Origin of the sequence: Paractinoplanes globisporus DSM 43857 (genome assembly GCF_000379645.1) — a bacterium.
GTDB lineage: Bacteria > Actinomycetota > Actinomycetes > Mycobacteriales > Micromonosporaceae > Actinoplanes > Actinoplanes globisporus.
Window position 1 is genome coordinate 163274 of record NZ_KB903300.1, and the last position, 18899, is coordinate 182172.

Annotated in this window: 14 protein-coding genes; 13 read left to right on the plus strand and 1 reads right to left on the minus strand. The window is 64.1% G+C overall.

Annotated features, from left to right (window positions below):
• The first annotated feature begins 125 nt into the window (after positions 1-125).
• The 3 genes from A3CQ_RS52895 to tmk are packed head-to-tail and all read left to right on the plus strand — an operon-like array spanning position 126 to position 2963.
• The gene (locus A3CQ_RS52895; RefSeq protein WP_063713568.1) at positions 126-947 is read left to right on the plus strand and encodes a DNA glycosylase family protein; all 822 of its coding nucleotides are present in this window, start codon (positions 126-128) and stop codon (positions 945-947) included.
• Positions 901-2361, plus strand: a complete 1461-nt coding sequence (locus tag A3CQ_RS0115050) for a B12-binding domain-containing radical SAM protein (protein WP_020511766.1) — start codon at positions 901-903, stop codon at positions 2359-2361. Before A3CQ_RS52895 ends, A3CQ_RS0115050 begins: the two co-directional genes overlap by 47 nt.
• Positions 2358-2963 carry a dTMP kinase gene (gene tmk, locus A3CQ_RS52900; RefSeq protein ID WP_020511767.1) on the plus strand — a complete coding sequence of 202 codons (606 nt, stop codon included), beginning with the start codon at positions 2358-2360 and terminating at the stop codon, positions 2961-2963. Before A3CQ_RS0115050 ends, tmk begins: the two co-directional genes overlap by 4 nt.
• A 53-nt stretch (positions 2964-3016) precedes the next feature.
• On the opposite strand, the gene A3CQ_RS0115060 is transcribed toward tmk, so the two are convergent.
• A complete protein-coding gene (locus A3CQ_RS0115060) occupies positions 3017-3556 on the minus strand; it encodes a class IV adenylate cyclase (protein ID WP_020511768.1) in 540 nt (179 codons plus the stop codon).
• Positions 3557-3962: 406 nt separating this feature from the next.
• Between A3CQ_RS0115060 and A3CQ_RS57400 the strand changes: the two genes are divergently transcribed.
• The 10 genes from A3CQ_RS57400 (at position 3963) to A3CQ_RS0115110 (ending at position 18447) form a co-directional block, all read left to right on the plus strand.
• On the plus strand, positions 3963-5564 hold the full coding sequence (locus tag A3CQ_RS57400) for a hypothetical protein (RefSeq protein WP_020511769.1): 1602 nt from the start codon (positions 3963-3965) through the stop codon (positions 5562-5564).
• 82 nt (positions 5565-5646) lie between these two features.
• Entirely contained in the window at positions 5647-6672 is a 1026-nt protein-coding gene (locus tag A3CQ_RS0115070; RefSeq protein ID WP_020511770.1) for an asparaginase, read from the plus strand.
• 14 nt (positions 6673-6686) lie between these two features.
• Positions 6687-7166, plus strand: coding sequence for a PPC domain-containing DNA-binding protein (locus A3CQ_RS0115075; RefSeq protein WP_020511771.1), 480 nt, complete (start codon positions 6687-6689; stop codon positions 7164-7166).
• Positions 7167-7452: 286 nt separating this feature from the next.
• Entirely contained in the window at positions 7453-8019 is a 567-nt protein-coding gene (locus A3CQ_RS57405; RefSeq protein ID WP_157295887.1) for a hypothetical protein, read from the plus strand.
• Between the two features lie 279 nt (positions 8020-8298).
• On the plus strand, positions 8299-9345 hold the full coding sequence (locus tag A3CQ_RS52915; RefSeq protein ID WP_157295889.1) for a serine/threonine protein kinase: 1047 nt from the start codon (positions 8299-8301) through the stop codon (positions 9343-9345).
• A complete protein-coding gene (locus A3CQ_RS52920; protein WP_157295892.1) occupies positions 9342-9962 on the plus strand; it encodes a hypothetical protein in 621 nt (206 codons plus the stop codon). The genes A3CQ_RS52915 and A3CQ_RS52920 overlap by 4 nt, the downstream gene beginning before the upstream one ends.
• 50 nt (positions 9963-10012) lie before the next feature.
• Positions 10013-12058 carry a hypothetical protein gene (locus A3CQ_RS0115095; protein WP_020511775.1) on the plus strand — a complete coding sequence of 682 codons (2046 nt, stop codon included), beginning with the start codon at positions 10013-10015 and terminating at the stop codon, positions 12056-12058.
• A gap of 471 nt (positions 12059-12529) precedes the next feature.
• Positions 12530-14107, plus strand: a complete 1578-nt coding sequence (locus tag A3CQ_RS0115100; RefSeq protein ID WP_020511776.1) for a type I restriction-modification system subunit M — start codon at positions 12530-12532, stop codon at positions 14105-14107.
• Between the two features lie 82 nt (positions 14108-14189).
• Positions 14190-15323 carry a restriction endonuclease subunit S domain-containing protein gene (locus A3CQ_RS0115105; RefSeq protein WP_063713564.1) on the plus strand — a complete coding sequence of 378 codons (1134 nt, stop codon included), beginning with the start codon at positions 14190-14192 and terminating at the stop codon, positions 15321-15323.
• Positions 15324-15333: 10 nt separating this feature from the next.
• Positions 15334-18447: a type I restriction endonuclease subunit R gene (locus A3CQ_RS0115110; RefSeq protein ID WP_020511778.1), complete on the plus strand. Its 3114-nt coding sequence runs from the start codon at positions 15334-15336 to the stop codon at positions 18445-18447.
• The last annotated feature ends 452 nt before the right edge of the window (positions 18448-18899 follow it).

Sequence of the window (18899 nt, forward strand, 5' to 3'; positions counted from 1 at the left end):
GGGTGACGAACTCGGCTAGCGATGGACGCAGATATACCCCGTGTCAGCGGTCGACCAACGAGAGGAGACCCTGTTGCGTTGACTATTGCGTCAGTAGCTGAGAGACAGCGGTGGAGGACAGGACGATGCTGGTGCAGGAACACCCGGGTTGGACGGCGGTGCCGGCCGGCGCGCTCCGGTTCATGCGTGTGGACCGAGCTGCGGTGTGGTTGCGGTGGGAGGCCCAGACGGGTGGCCTGTCGTATGGGGCCGTGACTGACGCGGGAGCGAAGCCTGGTCCGGCGGTTGATCGACGCGCAAGTGCTGGCATCGCGTCAGACTCGGTACTTGGCGAAGCGCTCGAGCGTCTTGGTCAGGTTCGGCGTGTGCGGAACGCGGACTTGTGGGATGCGATCGGGACCGCGGTGATCCGTCAGGTCGTCCGTGCCGGACAGGCTCGGGACATGTACCAGCTGTTCTGTCAACTGCATGGTGAATCGCTGATCTCGGCCGCCGGGTCAGGCTTCCTCTTTCCTGACGCGGAGAAAGTCGCAGGTCTCGCCCGCGAGGCGTTCGACGAGGCAGGTATGGCTTTCAAACGTCCGGCGCTTCAGGCTGCCGCGGCGGCGTACCTCGCCCACGGGCCGCAGTGGCGCGCGATGCAGGGTTCGGACCTGGTCGCGGCTCTGCAGGCGGTACCCCGGATCGGGCCATGGACCGCCGGCGCGGCGGTCGCCGACTTCACCGGTGACTTTTCCCTCTACCCGTACACCGACCTCGCTGTCCGGACGTGGGCTCGCAGAGCGGCGCCCGACATCGAGTGGCCCAGCGACGAGGCCGCCTTCGGCTCCGTATGGCGGGACCTCGCCGGCGACCGCCTTTCCGACCTCACCCTGCTCACCCTCGCCTGGGGAGATAACCATGCCCGAGCACAGCAGCCCCGTGGCCGGCCTCGACCGCGCCCGTGAAACCGACTTGCTTTTCGTCAACGCGCCGCTTCGGGACTACGCCGAACGGCCACGACTGAACGACTTCACCCTGCCGGTGCTCGGCATGGGATACCTGGCTACCTACGCAGCGACGCAGGGCTTCAACGTCGGCGTCTTGGACGCCGAAGCGCACGGCATCCCCATCGAGAACACGATCGCGATGGTCAACGCCCTAGCTCCCCGCTGGGTTGGTCTCAACCTGCTCGCACCCACCTACGAGATGAGCGCCGAGATTGCCGCAGGCCTGAACCCCGACATCAAGCTGATGCTGGGCGGCCACCACGCCAAGGCCATGCCAGCGCAAATCCTCACCGACTCGCGCATGCGCCATTGCCAGGCACTGGTCCTGGGCGAAGGCGAGACCCGCGTCGTCGAATTGCTCCGCGACCACCGACGGCGCGGCGATCTCCCCGGGGTCATGTGGGTTGATCCAGTGCTGCGGCAACCTGTCACCGGCGGCCGACCCGGCATGAGCCACCATCTTGCCCCCGACATCGACGCACTGCCCTACGTGGATCGCCGGTACCTGACCCAGGACCCACGCGTTGCCGAGGACGGCCTCATCGAGGCGAACATGGTCGGCGCACGCGGCTGCCCATACGACTGTTCCTTCTGCGGCGCCGCGGTCAGCGCGAACCCGGACGTTAAGATCCGAGTCCGGCACCCGGACAACATCATCGGGGAGATGCTCGAGCTGCGCTCGCAATACGGCGTGACGGCGTTCCGGTTCGTCGATGACCTCTTCCTTGGGGCCCGCCGGGTCATCGACACCATGACGACCGCGTTCGCCGCCGAGGGGATCGGAGAATGGGCCGTATGGGACGCCACCGGCCGGATCAACATCCTGGACCGGGCCAGTGACCAGAGCCTGGATGCGCTCGTGGCCAACGGACTACGCGAGGTGGCTCTAGGCATCGAGTCCGGAAGCCCGCGGGTGCTGAAGTACATCGACAAACGCATCCACCCCGATATGATCCGCAGCGTCGTGCGCAGGCTCACGAAACGCGGCATCGGCGTCAAGGGCTACTTCATCCTCGGCTTCCCCGGCGAGACCGCCGCCGAGCTGAACGACACCGTCCAACTGGTCCACGAGCTGTGGGAGCTGACCGACAATCTGCCCGGGCGGTTTCGCTCCAGTGTGTTCGAGTTCCGCCCGTATCCCGGGACACCGGAGTGGAGCCGGCTGATGGGTACAGGCCGCTTCACCGAGCAGCAACTGCTCGCCTACGACGCGGTTGACCTGACCGGCGACGGAGTCGACGAAGCCATGCGGCAGCGCGACGAGTTCAACTTCTCTGTCGGCATCCAATTCGGCGACGTGCCCGTACACGAGGTGCGCCGGCATCTCGCGGACCTTGCACGGCAACAACACGCACGGCTGATCGCCGCATGACCACCGGCTGCGGGCGCTTCATCGTGATCGACGGACCCAGCGGCGTCGGTAAATCGACAGTCGTGAATTTACTTGGGAAGCTCCTGGCCAGCCCCGATCACGAGGTGGTGGCCACGGCCGAGCCATCAACAGGCCCCGTTGGTGAGCTCGCACGCGCCGGAACCCACGCCTACCACGGACTTGCCCTGGCCTGCCTGGTGACAGCGGACCGTTACCACCACCTCGCCACCCAAATCCGCCCGGCGCTGGCGGCCGGAAGGACCGTGGTCTGCGACCGCTACCTGCCGACCTCGCTGATCCTGCAATACCGCGATGGAGTGCCGACCGAACTGATCTGGCAGCTGAACGCGGACGCCAACAAACCGGATCTGACGTTTCTTCTCGTAGGCGACGACACGTTGTGCCGACAACGAGCCACACAACGGGGCACCTACAGCCGATTCCACGAGGAGCTAATCGGCGAGGCAGACGCCTACCGCAGGCTCGTCCCCGGATTGCGGGACCACGGCTACCGCAGCCACCTGCACAACATCGGACTGGCTTCCGCAGCAGAGGTCGCGGGCGTCCTACGCGACATCATTGTCCGAGAGCTGACGTGGTGAATTCGAAAGGCGCTGGGCAACGATGCTGCCGTGGCTCACGCCCTTTCAGCCACCTACGCCCTTGCCTGCGTGACCAGTTGGTCGTAGGTGGCGCCGACCGGCTCCAGGGGTACGTCGAGGCCCTTCACCCATTCGGCCAACTCCGTTTGGAGCGCTGCCATATCAGCGACCGCGGTTGTCATGGCTTCGACCTCAAGGAAGATGCCTGCCCCATCCACCTCGTCAACGCACAACGCATAGGCACCGGATCGGCCAACACGGCGGGTTTTGGCAACCTGAACAGTCGGGCGATACCCCATGGCGAGCACAGCCAGATGCATCTGGTCGCGATCATCGACGACGGTCTCGTGCTCAAGACACGCCAAGACGTTGTCTACCGGCGTCTTGGTGGTGAACAGGCACACCCCATCTTGCAGTCGCAGCCGCGCGAACGTCACACCGATCCGAGACTGGCCGGGCGACCACCCGCTGGGAGCATAGGCTTGATCCTCCTGACGAACCGGAGCCGACAGGGTCACGCCGCAACGCTGAAGCGTGGCCATGAGCGCGTCAAGGTCGAGTACCCGAAACTTCACTTCAGCCTCGCCGCTCATCGCGTACGCCTACCCCTCTTGCTCCGAGAACCCGGGAAGGCTAGCGCGCAGCGGCACGACTCGCACAGAAGACTCAGCGGACAACACGTCACATTCGCCCGGGAGGTGGGCGCAATCAGCGGCCACGCGCCATCCGCGGCGCCCTGTTCGACGCTCTGGTTGTAGGGGGCTTCGGCTTCACAAAGAGCTAGCCAAGGCTGCGTCGATCGGCCGGCGCTGGCGCAGCTTGGCTGGGGCGCGACACGGGCCCCCTATCGGCCGGCGCCCGGGTAACGCGGTCGCGGAGGTCCGCCGCGGTGTCGGGCTCGCAGTGGTCTTGCCCGATATGCCGCGTCGGCGCATTGGCCTATCGTGGACGGCAGCGTCACCTCCTGAACCGTGGCACCAATGCAATAGGAGAAGGGCTATGGAGGACTCGCGCTACACACCCAACGAGTTGTTCCGCAGCGCCCGAATCCGGCTGTTCGGGACCCGCGAAGCTCTTGCGGATGCGGTGAACGCTCATCTTGCGCCGGCCTTTCTGATCACGGCGGCCGACATCGGGAAGATCGAGCGGGGCGTGGTCACCTTTCCCCGCTCGCCGCGGCGAGCGGCCTTTCGCACGGTTTTCGGCGTCGCAGCCGACGCCGAGATCGGTTTTCGCAATACGCGCGCGGATCAAGAAGCGCAAGGCGACCCAGCCGGCACGCCGGCGGACACGCGATCTTGTACGACGAGCGTTACGCACGACGGCGGCTGCCAGCAACGACCTGCCTTGCAGGCCCAGAGTCTGGTGCGGCCCCAAACGACGAGCTATCCAGCCCTACTCCGCAGCGGTCAGCCAATGGACCTGTTCTGCAGCGGGCCGAGCCAAGCAGCTAATCGCGGCGGCGACGTTGGCGAGACCACGGATACGTTCCTTCTCACTCCGGCCGGGCGCTTCCTATCGGGTTTAGCCATTCCGGTACAGCTGCATCCCGCGGTACTCAGCGAGCAGGTGATGACGCGGGTGCCCGAGAACTACGCCGAGGACCCGTTCATCCGGCGTTCCAGCAGGGCGCTGGTGGTTGGCCAGGTCGGCGAGCCCGATTCCGGAGCCTTCGTGTTGGACAGCCGACACGCGCGACGGCGTCTACGAGGTGCGGCCGGCGAGGCCAGGCTGCCGATCCCGCGGGCCTACCGCTTGGATGAGTTGGCCTTGGCCCTGCTGTGGGCAGTTGCGGCCTTCGACGATGCCCTGCTGAACGACGATGCCGTTCTCACGGCGAGCGTGCACGACATTGCGGGATACGCAGCGATGGACCGGTCCGCGGCAAGCCGCGACGTGGCCGTCGATGCCAGCCCGGCCAGCTTGATGTGGCTGGGGTCGATGTTCTGCGCCGACCACATTCGCCGGCACACCTCAGACCTGACCGGCCCGCCGGTGTTCTGGACCCGGGAGCAGCGCGGCGAAGAGGCAGCCAGCTGGCTGCTGTTCACCCACAAGAACCAGTATCTGCAAGACACCTCAGGCAGAGCAGGCCCCGGCGAACAGCTCGTACGCGCGTTCTGCGTACCGCGGTCGGCCGTCGCCGAATCCGCGTCTAGCGAGCGTGCACTGCTACTGCTCGCGGCCGCCCTGATGGAGTCCTACGGCATACGCGCCACCGTCACTGACGCGTCGGAACTGGCCGCCACGCCAGGATTCGTGTACGACAACGATCGTCGCGCGATAACCGCGACCTGGATCGGCGCCGACGGTGTCTGGTATGTCGACGTCGTAGATGACCGGACCACCCTTCGTGGATTTGCCGACGCCGCAGGCCATGCGATCCACCATTCCGTGTGTCCCGGGGCGACGCCTGAGCGACGGCTGCAGGTCCTGGCCGACTATCTCGGCCTGGACTGGACGTGGCTAGTCGTCCGGTGCACCGAACTGGCCACCTGCGGTCGCGCCGGGATCGCGCAGCCCCGCAGCCGGCTGCTGTCGCTGGCCGGGTTCGACCGCGCCTGCCGGTTCCTCGCCGACACGGCGGGATCGGGCAACTAGGCTCTCCCCGTCAGCCCTCCACCGTCAGGAAGGCCCAGCACCATTGGCTGCGCACACCGGCAGACACGTCCCACGCGTTCTCGTGATCGGCCTCGGCGGCACCATCGCGATGACCTCCACGGCAGCCGGCGGCGTCGCGCCGACGCTGAGCGCCCGGCAGTTACTCGAGGCCGTTCCGACGCTGGCTGGGCTTGGCGTCGAGATCGATGCCCTGACGTTCCGGACCCGACCGGGCGCCTCGTTGACCATGGACGACCTGACCGCTCTGGCAAACCTCATCGCGAAGGAGTGCGACGCAGGCGTGTCCGGTGTCGTGGTTACTCAGGGAACGGACACCATCGAGGAGACGGCCTACGCACTCGACCTGCTCCACCCACACTCGCAGCCGATCGTCGTGACCGGGGCTATGCGCAACCCGACCCTCGCCGGCGCCGATGGACCGGCGAACTTGCTTGCCGCCGTCCAGGTCGCCGCCAGTCCCGCAGCCCGGGAAGCAGGCTGCCTGGTTGTCCTGGCCGATGAGATCCACGCGGCGCGCCGGGTCCGCAAGACCCATGCGACCAGCACTGCGACGTTCGCCTCACCTGACGGAGGCCCACTCGGCTACGTGATCGAGAGCCGAGCTCATATGGTCAACCGACTGCGCGCCGGCAGGCAGGTCCTCCCGGCGTCACAGCCGCCGCCGACAGCGCCATCGGTGGTTCTATACACGGCAACTCTCGGCGACAGCGGCAAAGCCATTCAAGCGCTCGCGGGCGAGGTCGACGGCCTGGTCGTCGCCGGTTTCGGAGTCGGACACGTTCCCGAGAGCTGGCTGCCCGTCCTGACGGATGCCGCCGGTCGCATACCTGTCGTGCTGGCGTCGCGGACCGGCGCAGAGGCGACGCTGGCCAGCACCTACGGCTTCCCTGGCTCCGAACGTGACCTGCTCGGGCGTGGCCTGATCGGTTGCGGCCTGCTACACCCCTACAAAGCCCGCATCCTGCTGCACCTGGCGCTGGCCGCCGGGGCCAATCGCGAGCAGATCGCAGCTGCCTTCGCCGCCGCGAGCGGCCTGACTCAAGCTAACACCTGGCCTTGGCCACACCGGCAACCACACCGTGAGTAGGAGAGTCTGTAGGGATGCGTAGCAGCCAGGTCGAGGTCGGCCGCACCGTCGTCGTCGTACTCGAACACGGCGACGACTTCTACACCGCAGTCCGGCAGGCCTGCCATGAGCACGGCATCCGGTCCGGATACATTCCGGTCTTCATCGCCGGCTTCGCCGCCGTCGACCTCGTTGGTACCTGCCAACGCCTTGATGACCCGCACGCGCCAGTCTGGTCAAAGGTCCAACTGGCCAACGTCGAAGCGCTCGGTGGCGGCACCATCGCCTGGGACGACACCACCGGCCAGATTGCACCACATATTCACGTCGCGGTCGGGCTCAAGGAACTCGGCGCCACGGGATACACCAGCCACTTGCTCGACGCTACCGTGCAGTTCCTCACCGAGATGGTCATCGTCGAAGTCCTCAACCCCGCCTTGCACCGCCGGAAAGCACCTGAGCTGTACGACGTTCCACTGCTCAGGTTCAGCCGAGAATCCACAAGGGCCGCCTAAACGACGTCGCCACGACCCGCGGACCCAGAGTCGGCACCGCCCGCACCATCTCCTTCCTGCGCGCGCTCGCCCCGGGACGTGGCAGCGAACGCCTGTCGCCTAATCCCGCAACACTGGCGGCTGGGATATCTGGGCCCGCTTGACTGGACAGAAACGTCAGGGTTGAAAATCCGCTTCTGCGCCCAATTCCCGGCCCATCCGTCGCTCTCTTGCGCATGACGAGCGGAACGGGGGGTAACTTACTGTCACTTATAGTAAGTTACAGTAAGCGGACGAAGGGGTGCAGATGAAGGTAGGTGGCCGGGACTTCGACCTCACACAGCAGGAGGTGGAGGCCCGCATGATGGGTGAGAATCCTGAACTGATTCAGAAGCACATGGTCGAGGTCAACGGGCAGATGTTCCCGCCCAAGCAGGTCCTCGCGCACGTCACTGGTTGGGACCGCACAACCTTCACGACCATGGAGGCGCAACGCGTGCTGACCCGGATCGGATTCCTGTGTACGGAGGCACGTGCAGGGCTGACCCGGAGAGCAGGCCAGTTTCTCATGGACACCGTCCGCGACGCAGTTCAAGAGAGGGAGAGCGCCCGCGGTGACGAAGGATTCGAGGACGGGTTCAGTGCGGCCGCCGGCATCGCGCTGCGGCAAGTCCAGAAGAGGCTCGATGACTTGAGGGAGCAGATGAAGGGCAAAGGCCTCAGCCAGGCTCAGCAAGCGTTCTACGCCCATCTTGACGAGCTCAAGTCCGAGATCGAAGCCGGTTACGACCGCTGCTGGGCTGGTAGCGGGTTGGACTGGCGTCCATCCGTGGCGAAAGCCGGCATCCGGCGCCCCGGCGAGACGAGGTCATAACGTCCGAGACGCCACACTCGCGCGCGATAAGCCCGCCGGAACGGCCCAACGTGGCTGCCCGCGCTCTGAACGCGGCAAACCTAGTCAACCTCGCCTCCGCCCCTTCGCCGCCAAGCATTGTTGACCCACGCTTGCGGCGTCGGCGTGGCGCCTTGGTGCCCGGGGTGAAGAAGGCGTGGAGGAGGGTTCGCGCGCGTCTCGTCCTGTGACCCTTTGATTGCGCTGCGCTGTCGGCTTTGAAATGCTGTCTGCGATGGCGTCGAAGGGGGTCTTGTGTCGGTGAGTCCGGTGGCCGTGCCGGCAGGGGAGCCGCCGATCAACTTCCGCGCGCACGAGATCCGAGCAGCGAACCTCGCCGGCGCGCGCGACGACTTCGAGCAGATGCTTCGCGAGTTGGTGGGCGCCTGGTATCAGGGCGCGCGGCTGATCGCGGCGAACCCGGGTGACTGGGGCATCGACGTGGTGGTGGGCGACCTGGCTGGTCAGATTGTGATCTGGCAGGCGAAGTACTTCATGCCCGTGGTGACCGTCGCCCAACAGGATCAGATCCGTGATTCCTTCGCGTCCGCTATGAAGGCCGCAGCGAAGCACGGCCATCGGGTACGAAGGTGGATCTTGTGTGTGCCGGCGAGCATGGATGCGCCTATGGACAAGTGGTGGTCTACCTGGAAGAAGAAGTCGGAGTCCGATTTCGACGTTGAGATCGAGTTGTGGCACGAGGGCGAGCTGCGGCAGCGCCTGATCTCGCCGGACGCCGCTGACGTCCGACGTCACTATTACGACCCCTATCGGCCCGCCGCGCATGCAAAGCTGGACCGGCCGGGAATCGTCAAGGTTGATCCGGACACGTTGACGGAACTGGAAACCACGTTGTTCGTCCGGCAACTTCGCGAGGCAGATTATCAGCAGGTCAGCTCGGCCAAACTGGAGTTTTTCAACGCAGAGCTGCTGGCCCGCGAGATCGTTGACAAAGATGTTCCTGGTGAGGTTGCTGCCCTTGTGGAGGCAGACGCGACCGTCCACGGCATCTGGGAGGCGACGTTCAACGAGGTGTCCGAGCTGCATCCCGCAGCTACCAAGTTGCCGGGTTTGCACGCGTCAGTCATGAAGCAGATTCGCGGTATGGGCGAAGCTTGGCCGTCGGATCTGCGATCGACGCCGGTGCATCGCTGCGGAATGATGCACCGCATCGTTGAGGACAGCCGTGCAGGTTGGGTGCCTCATTGGGAAGAGGTGGCTTCGACGCATCGCGGCGATCAGCCGGTAAAGACTGCGGTGCCGGTGCCTCGCGCTGCCGACGCCGAGTCGGCCGAGGTGCTCACATGACCGCACCTTCCGCCTCCGTGGATGCGAAGAACCGGTCGCCTGTGGCGGTTCCCGAGAACGACACGGTGTTCCGGCTCGCTCAACTTGTGCTTCTCCTTCATGTGGCAGCCCAATTTCACCCGGACGGTGTGGAATTGGAACGGCTCGGCGCGTACGACTTCATCGCCGCGAACCCGCTGCTCATGGCCTCGAGTGATGATGACCCGGACCGGTTTGAGCTGATCATGGCCGGCTTCGATGACCGGGCGTTGTCATACGCCAGCCCTGCGCAGCGGTTCGCCACCCGGCGTGAGCGACTCAAACACGACCTGGCGCTCCTGCTCGCCTACGGCCTGGCGACCGCCGTCGCCCCTCGTGGCCATGTCCTCTACCGGCCGACCGAGGCCGGTGTCGTCATGGCGACGCGATTCACTGCCATGTACGCACGTTCGTACACCACCGCCGCGACCATCGTCGTGCGGAGGCTGAAGCGCGTCCGGCCCGGTCCGCTGCGAGAAAGAGTGACCGAATGGACCCGGCAGTCCTCAGGGCCGCAGCAAATCGACCTGGCCGATCTGTTCGTCGAACCCAGCGAGTTGGACGACGCTGAGGGCCTCGGTGAAGGGGGGTCCGAATGACCTCGCCCGCGAGCCCTGCCGTCCTGCCGCCTAGTCGGCGAGGTATTCGCGTGCGCCGGCTCCGGCTCGTCGGGCCTGAGCGCCACTACGAGGTCTCCTTCGTCGACCGCGATACCGGCGACCTGAACTCGCTATCTGTCATCGCCGGCGCCTTCAGCACGGGAAAATCGACGGTCTTGGAGTTCGTCGACTACTGCCTGGGCGCGAACGACTACCCCCGCCACCCCGAGGTGATCGCGAAGGTTCTGCATGCCTTCGTCGAGGTGGAACTCTCGGGAGCCCCGCACGTCATCGAACGGGGACTCGGCGACCAGTCCGCCCACGTCTTCATCCGCCCCGGCATGCTCGACGACAACACAAGGCCCCCGGTTGAACGCCGGCCGATCAAGCCGCCCGGCAGCCCCGACAGTCTCAGTTCCTTCCTGTTGATGCACTGCAAGCTAGAAGGCGTCCAACTCAAGGAAGCACCGACGCAGGCGAACTCTGGCACAGACCCGCTCAGTTTCCGAGATCTCATGGGCCTGTGTTTTCTACCCAATGAGCGCGTGGCCAGCAAATCTTTGCTGTTCGAGAACCAGCACATGAAGAACCTCAAACTGCGCCAGGTCGTCGACGTGGTGTTCGACGTCCATGACGATCGCGCCGTGGACCTCGGCCAGCGCATCAACGACTTAGAAAAGCGGCTGTCTCGAGCCCGAGTGGCATACGAAGCGGCTCAGCAGATCGTCGAGGAGCAGGGACTCGGCGGCCGCATGGAGCTGGAAATCGCCCGGGATCAAGCAGCAGAGGACTTGGCCGCTGTTACCAGGGCACAGGAAGCGATCGACCAGCGGGTGGCCGCCGCGGCCGGCTTTGCGGAGGCACAGCGCCAGCGGCATCAAGCAGCAGCGAATGAGGCACGCCGTGCGGCTGCAGTTCTTCGCGATCGCGAGACACAACTTCGCCGAATGGTTCCGCTCCGAGCGCAGTACGCAGCGGACGTAGCCAAGTTGACCATGCTTACGGAAGCGCACCGGCTCTTCGATCCACTTCAGATCAAGGTCTGCCCAGCCTGCTTAACTGATCTCGGACGGACCATCGAGGTCGAGGATGGATCATGCGCTCTCTGCCATCACCCGGTCGCGGGGGCAACCGGTGCGTTGACCTTGGGCGACGTGGCTCCTGCGATGCCGGAGCGTAACGGCGCCGTCAACGGTTCTGATGCCGCCGGCACTAGTGGAAATGGCACCTTGCTGGACGAGGAGAGCCTTCTGGCTCCGTTCGACGTCAGCAAGGAGTTGCGCGCTACCAAGACTCGCCTGACGGAGCTCACCCGCTTCGTAGAGGACCTGGACGCCGAGGTGCGACGATTGCGGCCCCACGCCGACGCCGCTCGCCTCGCCGAACAGGAAGCCGCAGCCGAGGTCGATCACGCCACCCAGCGGGCGATCAGCCCATATCTCGCCGAACGTGACGCACTCGCTCGCAGGCGACAAGACGCCACCGGAGCGGCGCAGTTCGCCGCGACCGGCCTGCAGATGATCACCAGTTTGGAACGACGGGCCGACAACGTGCTCCGTCTCGAAACCTCGATCAAAGGTCTACGGGAGGAACTCGCCACCACGGGTCAGGACCAAACTGACCGTGCCGCCATCATCCGCAGCATCAGCGACCGGTTCGCCGCGATCCTCGCAGACTGGCGATACCCCAAACTGAGCGGCGCTCACCTGAAGGAAGACCTCGTCCCGTGGGTGCGCGATCTCCGGTACACGCAGGCGTCCTCCGGAGGACGGACGCTGATCTCCCTCGCATGGATCCTGGCAATCTTCGAGGTCTCTTGGGAGGCAGGCGGTTACCACCCGGGCTTCCTTCTCCTGGACAGCCCTCAAAAGAACCTCGGACAAACCGGCGAACGCGATGCCGAGTTCGCGGACACCGTCACGATCGCCGACTTCTACAAGCACCTACACACCTGGCTTACGGGTCCTGGCGGCGGCGCCCAGATCATCATCGTCGACAATGCACCGCCCTCCGGCGCCGAGAATGACATCGTCGTGCGCTACTCAGGGCGGGCCGATCAGCCTCCGTACGGTCTCATTGACGACGCGATCGCCTGAGCCGGCGTCTGTCGGGCAGGCGAAGCCAGCCCACCAGCGGCACTCTCGGAAAGCGGAAGGGTGTGGCTCGCACCTCGCTTACCGGATGGATGGCCGCGTAATCCACCCGCTACGGCAAGGCGTCGTCACCGTCCCTGCAGGATGCGGCGTCGCGGTCAGACCTTGCCGCGCAGCACGTCGCTGGGGACAACCGCCGCGCCGGCGGCAGACGACGGGATGGCATCCGCTGCAGGATTCTCGCGTATGGCGGCGTCCGAGGGAGTTCGTCCCCGGTCCCGTTGCTTGAGCGTTCCCTGCGTGCGAGCGCGTCAATGGTGGCGCCGCGAAGGGGTCGAACTAAACTGCCCGGCGTGTGTTCATCCCGCGAGAGGCGAGTCAGGCGTGCCTGCCGGCGGGATTGACGTAGGCGAGCAGCAGGAGCATTGCGGCTATCCAGCCAACGCCCCTTGACAAGCGAGGAAGCCCCGACTGATGGCAGTGACCCAGCAGGAGATTGAAAGCCGGCTGTGGGACGCCGCCGACGAGTTGCGCGTGGCCATGCCCGAAGCGCAGTACTCCTCGGTCGTCTTCCCCCTGATGTTTTGGAAGTACCTTTCTGATACCTGGGATCACCAGCACGCCCAGTTCCTGGCGGACAACGAAGGTCTTTTGGATGGCCTGTCCGCCGAGGAGGCCCACGAGATTGAGTACCGCGACTACCAGTCGTTCGAGATCCCCTTCATCCACCGCGACACCGTCCAAGAACGGCGCGCATCGTGGTCAGCCATCCTGGCGACGGTTACTCAGCCCGGCCTTGGCAAGCGGGTCCGTGCGTCCCTGCAGGCGATCGAAACGGCTAACCCTGACAAGTTCTCGCGTCTCTTCGGGAACATGGCTTGGGCTTCCGAGGAGGTGCTGCCGGCCGATGTACTAGCCGCGGTCATGCAGGCGATGGACCGTGTACCGAAGATGCACGAGGGCAACATGTCTCATGACATCCTCGGAGGAGCTTATGAATACCTGCTGAAGCGGTTCTCCGACGGGTCCGGCACCCGGGCCGGTCAGTTCTTCACCCCGCGCGAGGTCGTTGAGCTAATCGTCGAAGTCCTGGACCCCAACAACTTCGAGTCGGTGTACGACCCGACATGCGGGTCGGGTGGCATGCTCATCGCCTCAGCGAACCTCCTGAAAATGCGAGGGAAACGCGGCTACACGCTTCGCCTATATGGACAGGAGACCGTAGCGGACACTGCCGGTGTCGCACGTATGAACCTGTTCATGCACAACCTCACCCAGTTCCAGGTCGAGGTCGGCGACACCTTGAAGGATCCACGCTTCAAGAAGCCGGACGGCTCACTCGCACAGTTCGACGTGATCCTTGCCAACCCTCCCTACAGCCTGAAATGGAAGCCCTGGACCAACGACCCCCGAGCCATCGGTGCCGTCGCCCCGCAGTCGACGGCTGACTGGGCGTTCGTACAGCACATGATCGCGTCGATGGACCCGAAAAAGGGGCGTGCTGGCGTAGTCCTGCCGCACGGCGTCCTCTTCCGCGGCGGCCAGGAGGCACTCATCCGCGAACGTGTCCTGAATGCCGACTTGCTCGAAGCGGTCATCGGTCTTCCCGCCAACCTCTTCTACAGCACCACCATCCCGACGGCGATCCTGGTGTTTCGCGCCTCCGGCACGAAAATCCCTGAGCGACAGGGCGGCGTACTTTTCATCGACGCGTCAAAAAGGTTCGCCAAGGCTAAAAATCGCAACATTCTCACCGACGCCGACATTGCCGACACGGTAACGGCATACCACTCGAAGTTCGCCACCGACGGTAAACCGGTTGATCCTGATGGCGATGGAGGGCTTGCAACGAGGTTTGTCACATACGCGGAGATCGTCACGAACGAGTACGACCTGAACATCGGCCGTTACATCAAGCAGGCCGCAACCCAACAGGAGGACCTTGGAACCCTCATTGAGGCGTACAACATCGCCCGAGCCGAGCGTCAGAAGGTCGAACAACGCATGCTCGACGTCCTTGCCAAAGCCGGGATCGACGGCTTCGATGACTGACCCGACGCGCAACGCTACGAAGGCTGGTGCCGAGGAGGGCTGGGTTCGCGCACCACTCTCACGGTTCCTTAGGCAGAACGTGATGATTGTTGATGTCGACCCGAAACAGACCTACCCGACAGTGGGAGTCTTGAACAGAGGGCGAGGGCTTCTCTACCGCGATGCCCTTGCAGGAAGCGCTACAGCCTACAAAACACTCAACCGGATCGGTCCCGGCGTGCTCGTCTATAGCCGGCTCAAGGCATTTGAAGGCGCGATCACAGTCACCCCAGACGATCTGCCGGAATCGTTCGCATCGCAGGAGTTCCCAACCTTCGAATTTGCGCCAGATGCGAGCCCGGGCTTTTTCCGGATTCTCACCACGACGCAGATTATGTGGGATGCGTTGCAAGGCGTATCGAAGGGCATGGGTGGCAGGCGCGAAAGGGTAAAGCCCGGAGACTTCCTGAGCATCGTCATGGACATTCCGCCGTTGCCGCTGCAGCAGCGGATCGTCGAGGTCGTGGGCGCGGTGGATAAACAGATCGCCGCGCTCAACGCCGAGGTGACCGCGCTGACGGCGGTTCTTCGGCGTTTTCGCGCCCAACTGATCAACGACCTCGGCGTTCCGGCCGTTCGCGCTGACGAGGCGTTTGAGATCACCATGGGACGGCAGCGTGCGCCGAAATACGCCGCGGGGCCGTATATGACGCCCTACTTGCGTTCCGCTAACGTGGGGTACGGAGAGCTTGACCTGACCGATGTATTGGAAATGAATTTCGAGCCGATCGAGCGCGAGGTTTTCGGATTAGTGCCTGGCGACGTCCTCGTGTCCGAAGGCAGCGCAAGTCACTCCGCAGTTGGCATGTCGGCGATGTGGCGCGGAGAGCTTCCGCAGCCGATTTGCTTCCAGAAGACGCTCATGCGGTATAGGGCAATCCAAGGAACGAGTATCCCGGCGTTCGTAAATCACTGGTGCCAGTGGGCCTACGAGTCGGGAGCTTTTCTCGACGTTGCGGGAGGTACCAACATTAAGCACATCACTGCTATGCGTGCAGTTCGGATGCTAGTGCACCTTCCGGACGTCAGAACGCAGGAGCGGCTCACAGATCAACTTGACGCAATGAGCAACGTCATCGCCGCGCACCGGGCCGAGGCTTCCCGCCTCAGCGCTGTGAGAACGAGACTGTTGTCAAGGCTGCTAGATCGGACCATCGAGATTGAGGACGCCGAGTAGGGTCTTGGCCGTGGCGAAGGGCATTCGGGAGCGCGAGTTCCAGAACCTCATGATCCAGTGGTCTCTGCCGATGGGCTGGACCTTCACGCCGGGCAGGTCTCTGCCACGTGAGACGACTCAGACGGTGCTCGCCGGCGAATTGCGAGACGCCATCGTCCGCCTCAACCCGGGCGTGATCGACACGTTCGATGTCGACGCGTTGGTCGAGGAGATCGTCGCCACTGTCAACGCTGTTGATGGTGGCTTGGTGCGAGCCAACGAGCAGGTCATACGCCTGCTGCGTGGACTTCAAGAGTTTCGGGACGCTGACGGAGCGTGGCACGCTCTGAAGGTCATCGATTTCGTGCGTCTGAATGATAACTCGTTGGTCGCGTCGGACGAGGTGACGATCACCGTCCCGGGCAAGACTCCTCGCCGGTTCGACCTCGTGTACTGGGTCAACGGGTTGCCGCTAGTCGTGGTCGAGGTTAAGTCGCCGACCTCGAAGTCCGGGTGGGTGGACGCCGCGCATGAGATCAACGACGTTTACGCCACTGAGTACCCATGGTTCTTCACCCCCAACATCTTCGCCGTCGCTACGGACGGCCTGAAGCTCCGGTTCGGCGCAGCTGGCGCGCCCACGAACCTGTGGCAGCCATTCCGGTCGACCGCTGACGACGAGTCCTTGTCGGGCGAGGCTGACGTCAAGCGCTCGGTTGAGTTACTGCTGAGGCCAGCAACCGTTCTAGATATGCTGGCGAACTTCACCTTGTTCGATACCTCGGGTGGCGGGGTGGACAAGAAGTACCTGCCTCGCTATCCGCAGATGGAAGCCGCGCATTTGATCCACAAGCGGGTCCTGGAGGATGGATCTAAGGGCCTAGTCTGGCATCACCAGGGCTCCGGGAAGACCTTGTTGATGGTGTTCGCCGCCTCGCTGTTGTTGGCTGACACCCGTACCGACTCGCCGACGATCATCCTGCTATCGGACCGGACGCAATTGGTTCGGCAGACCTCCGGAGTGTTCACCTCCGCGATGGGCCTTGCCTACTTCCATCAGCCGGCTACCAGCCAGGAGTTGCGTTCGCTGCTGGCTGACGACGTACGTGGCGTCATCTCGACGACCATCCACAAGTTCGCCGACGCTGGCAAGGCTCTGTCGCCTCGCCGGAGCATCATCGTGATGGTGGACGAGGCGCACCGCACGCAGTCCGCCGTTCGTGAGGGTGGAAGGGTAATCGTCAAGGCGGACTCGCTTGCCGGGCAGATGCGAGCTGCGTTGCCGAACGCCAAATTCTTTGGCATGACGGGCACCCCGGTCAGGAACCTCTCCACCGACACGTTTGCCTTGTTCGGGGATGAGAACGACCCTGACAAGGTCTTGCATCGGTACTCGGTGTCCCGGTCTCTGCAAGACGAGGCCACTGTCCCGGTCATGCTCGACCCACACCCAGTTTCGTTCCAGATAGACGACGCTGAGTTGCAGGCCGAATTCGACCAGTTCGCCGACGACTTCGATCTCGATGACCCCGACCGGGAGGCGCTGTCCCGGAAGTTCGGGCGGCTCACATCGGTGTTCTCCAACCCCGATCGTATCCACGCAGTCTGCCAAGACATGGTCGACCACTACCTCGCCGGCGCCTACCGCAACGGCCTCAAGGCCCAGGTCGTCACCTACAACCGCGAACTGGCCGTGGCCTACACCGGCAAGATCAACGAGCTGCTTGCCGGCTTCGAGGCATCAGAGGTACTTGCCGAGGTCGGAAAGCACGACCGGATCGCCGCCGAGGTGAACATTTCCGTCTCAGACGCCAAGGACGAAGACCGTGCCATGCGGCCTTACCAACTCTCGGAGGCCGAAGAAGAAGAGCAGAAGCGGCGATTCCTCACCCCGGACGATCCGCTGTGCTTCGTGGTTGTCACCGCGAAACTGATGACTGGGTTCGACGCACCCAACGAGGGCGTGCTTTACCTCGACAAGCCGATGAAAGCCCACACCCTGTTCCAGGCCATTACCAGGCCAAACCGAACCTGGGTGTCTCCGACCGGATTCGTGAAAACGTGCGGCGTGGTGGTCGACTACATCGGTCTGGCCGAAGAGGTCCAGCGCGCCGTCGTCGACCCCACCGCGGCCGACACCGATGACGGCATTGAGGGCGGAGGCTTCGTTACCGATGTGACGGAGTTGGTGGCCGAGTTCCGCATCACCTTCGCCAGCATCGAAGACCTCCTTGCAGACGTGGAGGACCTCGACCTCACCGTCCACGGCTACGAGTCCGTGCGCGCCATCAACACGTTCCTAGACGCCAACCCCGGAGCCCCCGAACTGTTCTCCCGGGACTACCGGCTGCTGGCCCGGCTGTACCCACTCATCAGTACCGACCAGCGAATCACTAAGTATCGGGACGGCTTTGCACTATTCGGGTCGGTTTACATGACCTTGTTCAAGAGGTCCACCGACGAGGAGCGGAAAGAGCGGCTAAGCGAGCTCGGCCCGATGGTCCTGGAGATCATCAACGCCCACGTCCACTCCTTCTCCGTGGTCGCCACACAGGAAGAAGCCCTTGTCCTGGACGCCCAGGGCATCACCGTACTCAAGGAACTGATGGCCCTGGTCCGTCCCAGAAGTGGCAAGGGCGGCGGCGAGGACAAAACGCCGCCGTCTCCAAAAGAGATCCTCGACCAGATCAAGGCTGCCCTCGACCAAGAGGTCGAACCAGGGTCCGCGAGGTACACAGCCCTCGCGGAGCGGATCCGGCTGCTACGCGACCGGATCATTCAGAACGCCCAGGATGCCCTGGAGTTCCTGGCGGAAGCCCTCCGGATCGCTCGGGCCATCGTGAACGCCGGAAAGAACACGAATGAAGCCGTCGTCGTGTTGGACGACGACCACGTCGGCGTCCTGTCGCGGATCATCCACGACCATGCGCCGCCCGGCCTCACAATCACGGAGAGGAACCTGGCCGAAGAGATCGACCAGGTGGTCACTCGAACCCTGGCCCAGTCGTGGGACAACGCGGACGCGCGCAACCGAGGAGTTCGCCGCGCAACGGCCGCAGTCTTCCGCAAGTACCTGTTGAAGCCGGTCGGCGAACCGTACGACTCCACCGTCGCCTACATCGAAGCGCACTATCTCGTCGACTGACACCTGGCGTCGGCAGGGCCCCGGAACGGACACCGCTACATGTCACCAACGAGTTGGGGCAGTTGTCACCTAACGGCTTGCTGGTGCAACGCTCCGCGAGTGCCGAACCTCCTGCGAGCTTCACGCTCCGTTGCGGTCCCGCGTGTTGGACCGCCCTGGATCGCGGAAGAGTGCGGCTAGCCTTCACCGAATTCCGAAGCACTAGGCCGCTTCAGTATCATCAGTGATGACGATGGATCGGTCGATCCTTACTCGTCATTACGCATGTGCGGACGGCGCGGGCGGACGTTTATGCACCGGACCTACCTGCCCAGTCGCCATTTCCGCGTATTCGTTAGCCACAGCTGCTGCCGCTAACGAAAGCCGCCTCATTTGCTTGGGCCGCCGTCACCGCGGCGTTGTATTCGCCCGCGGTCGGTGGAGGGTTTCTTCGAGGATCCCACGTCCACAGT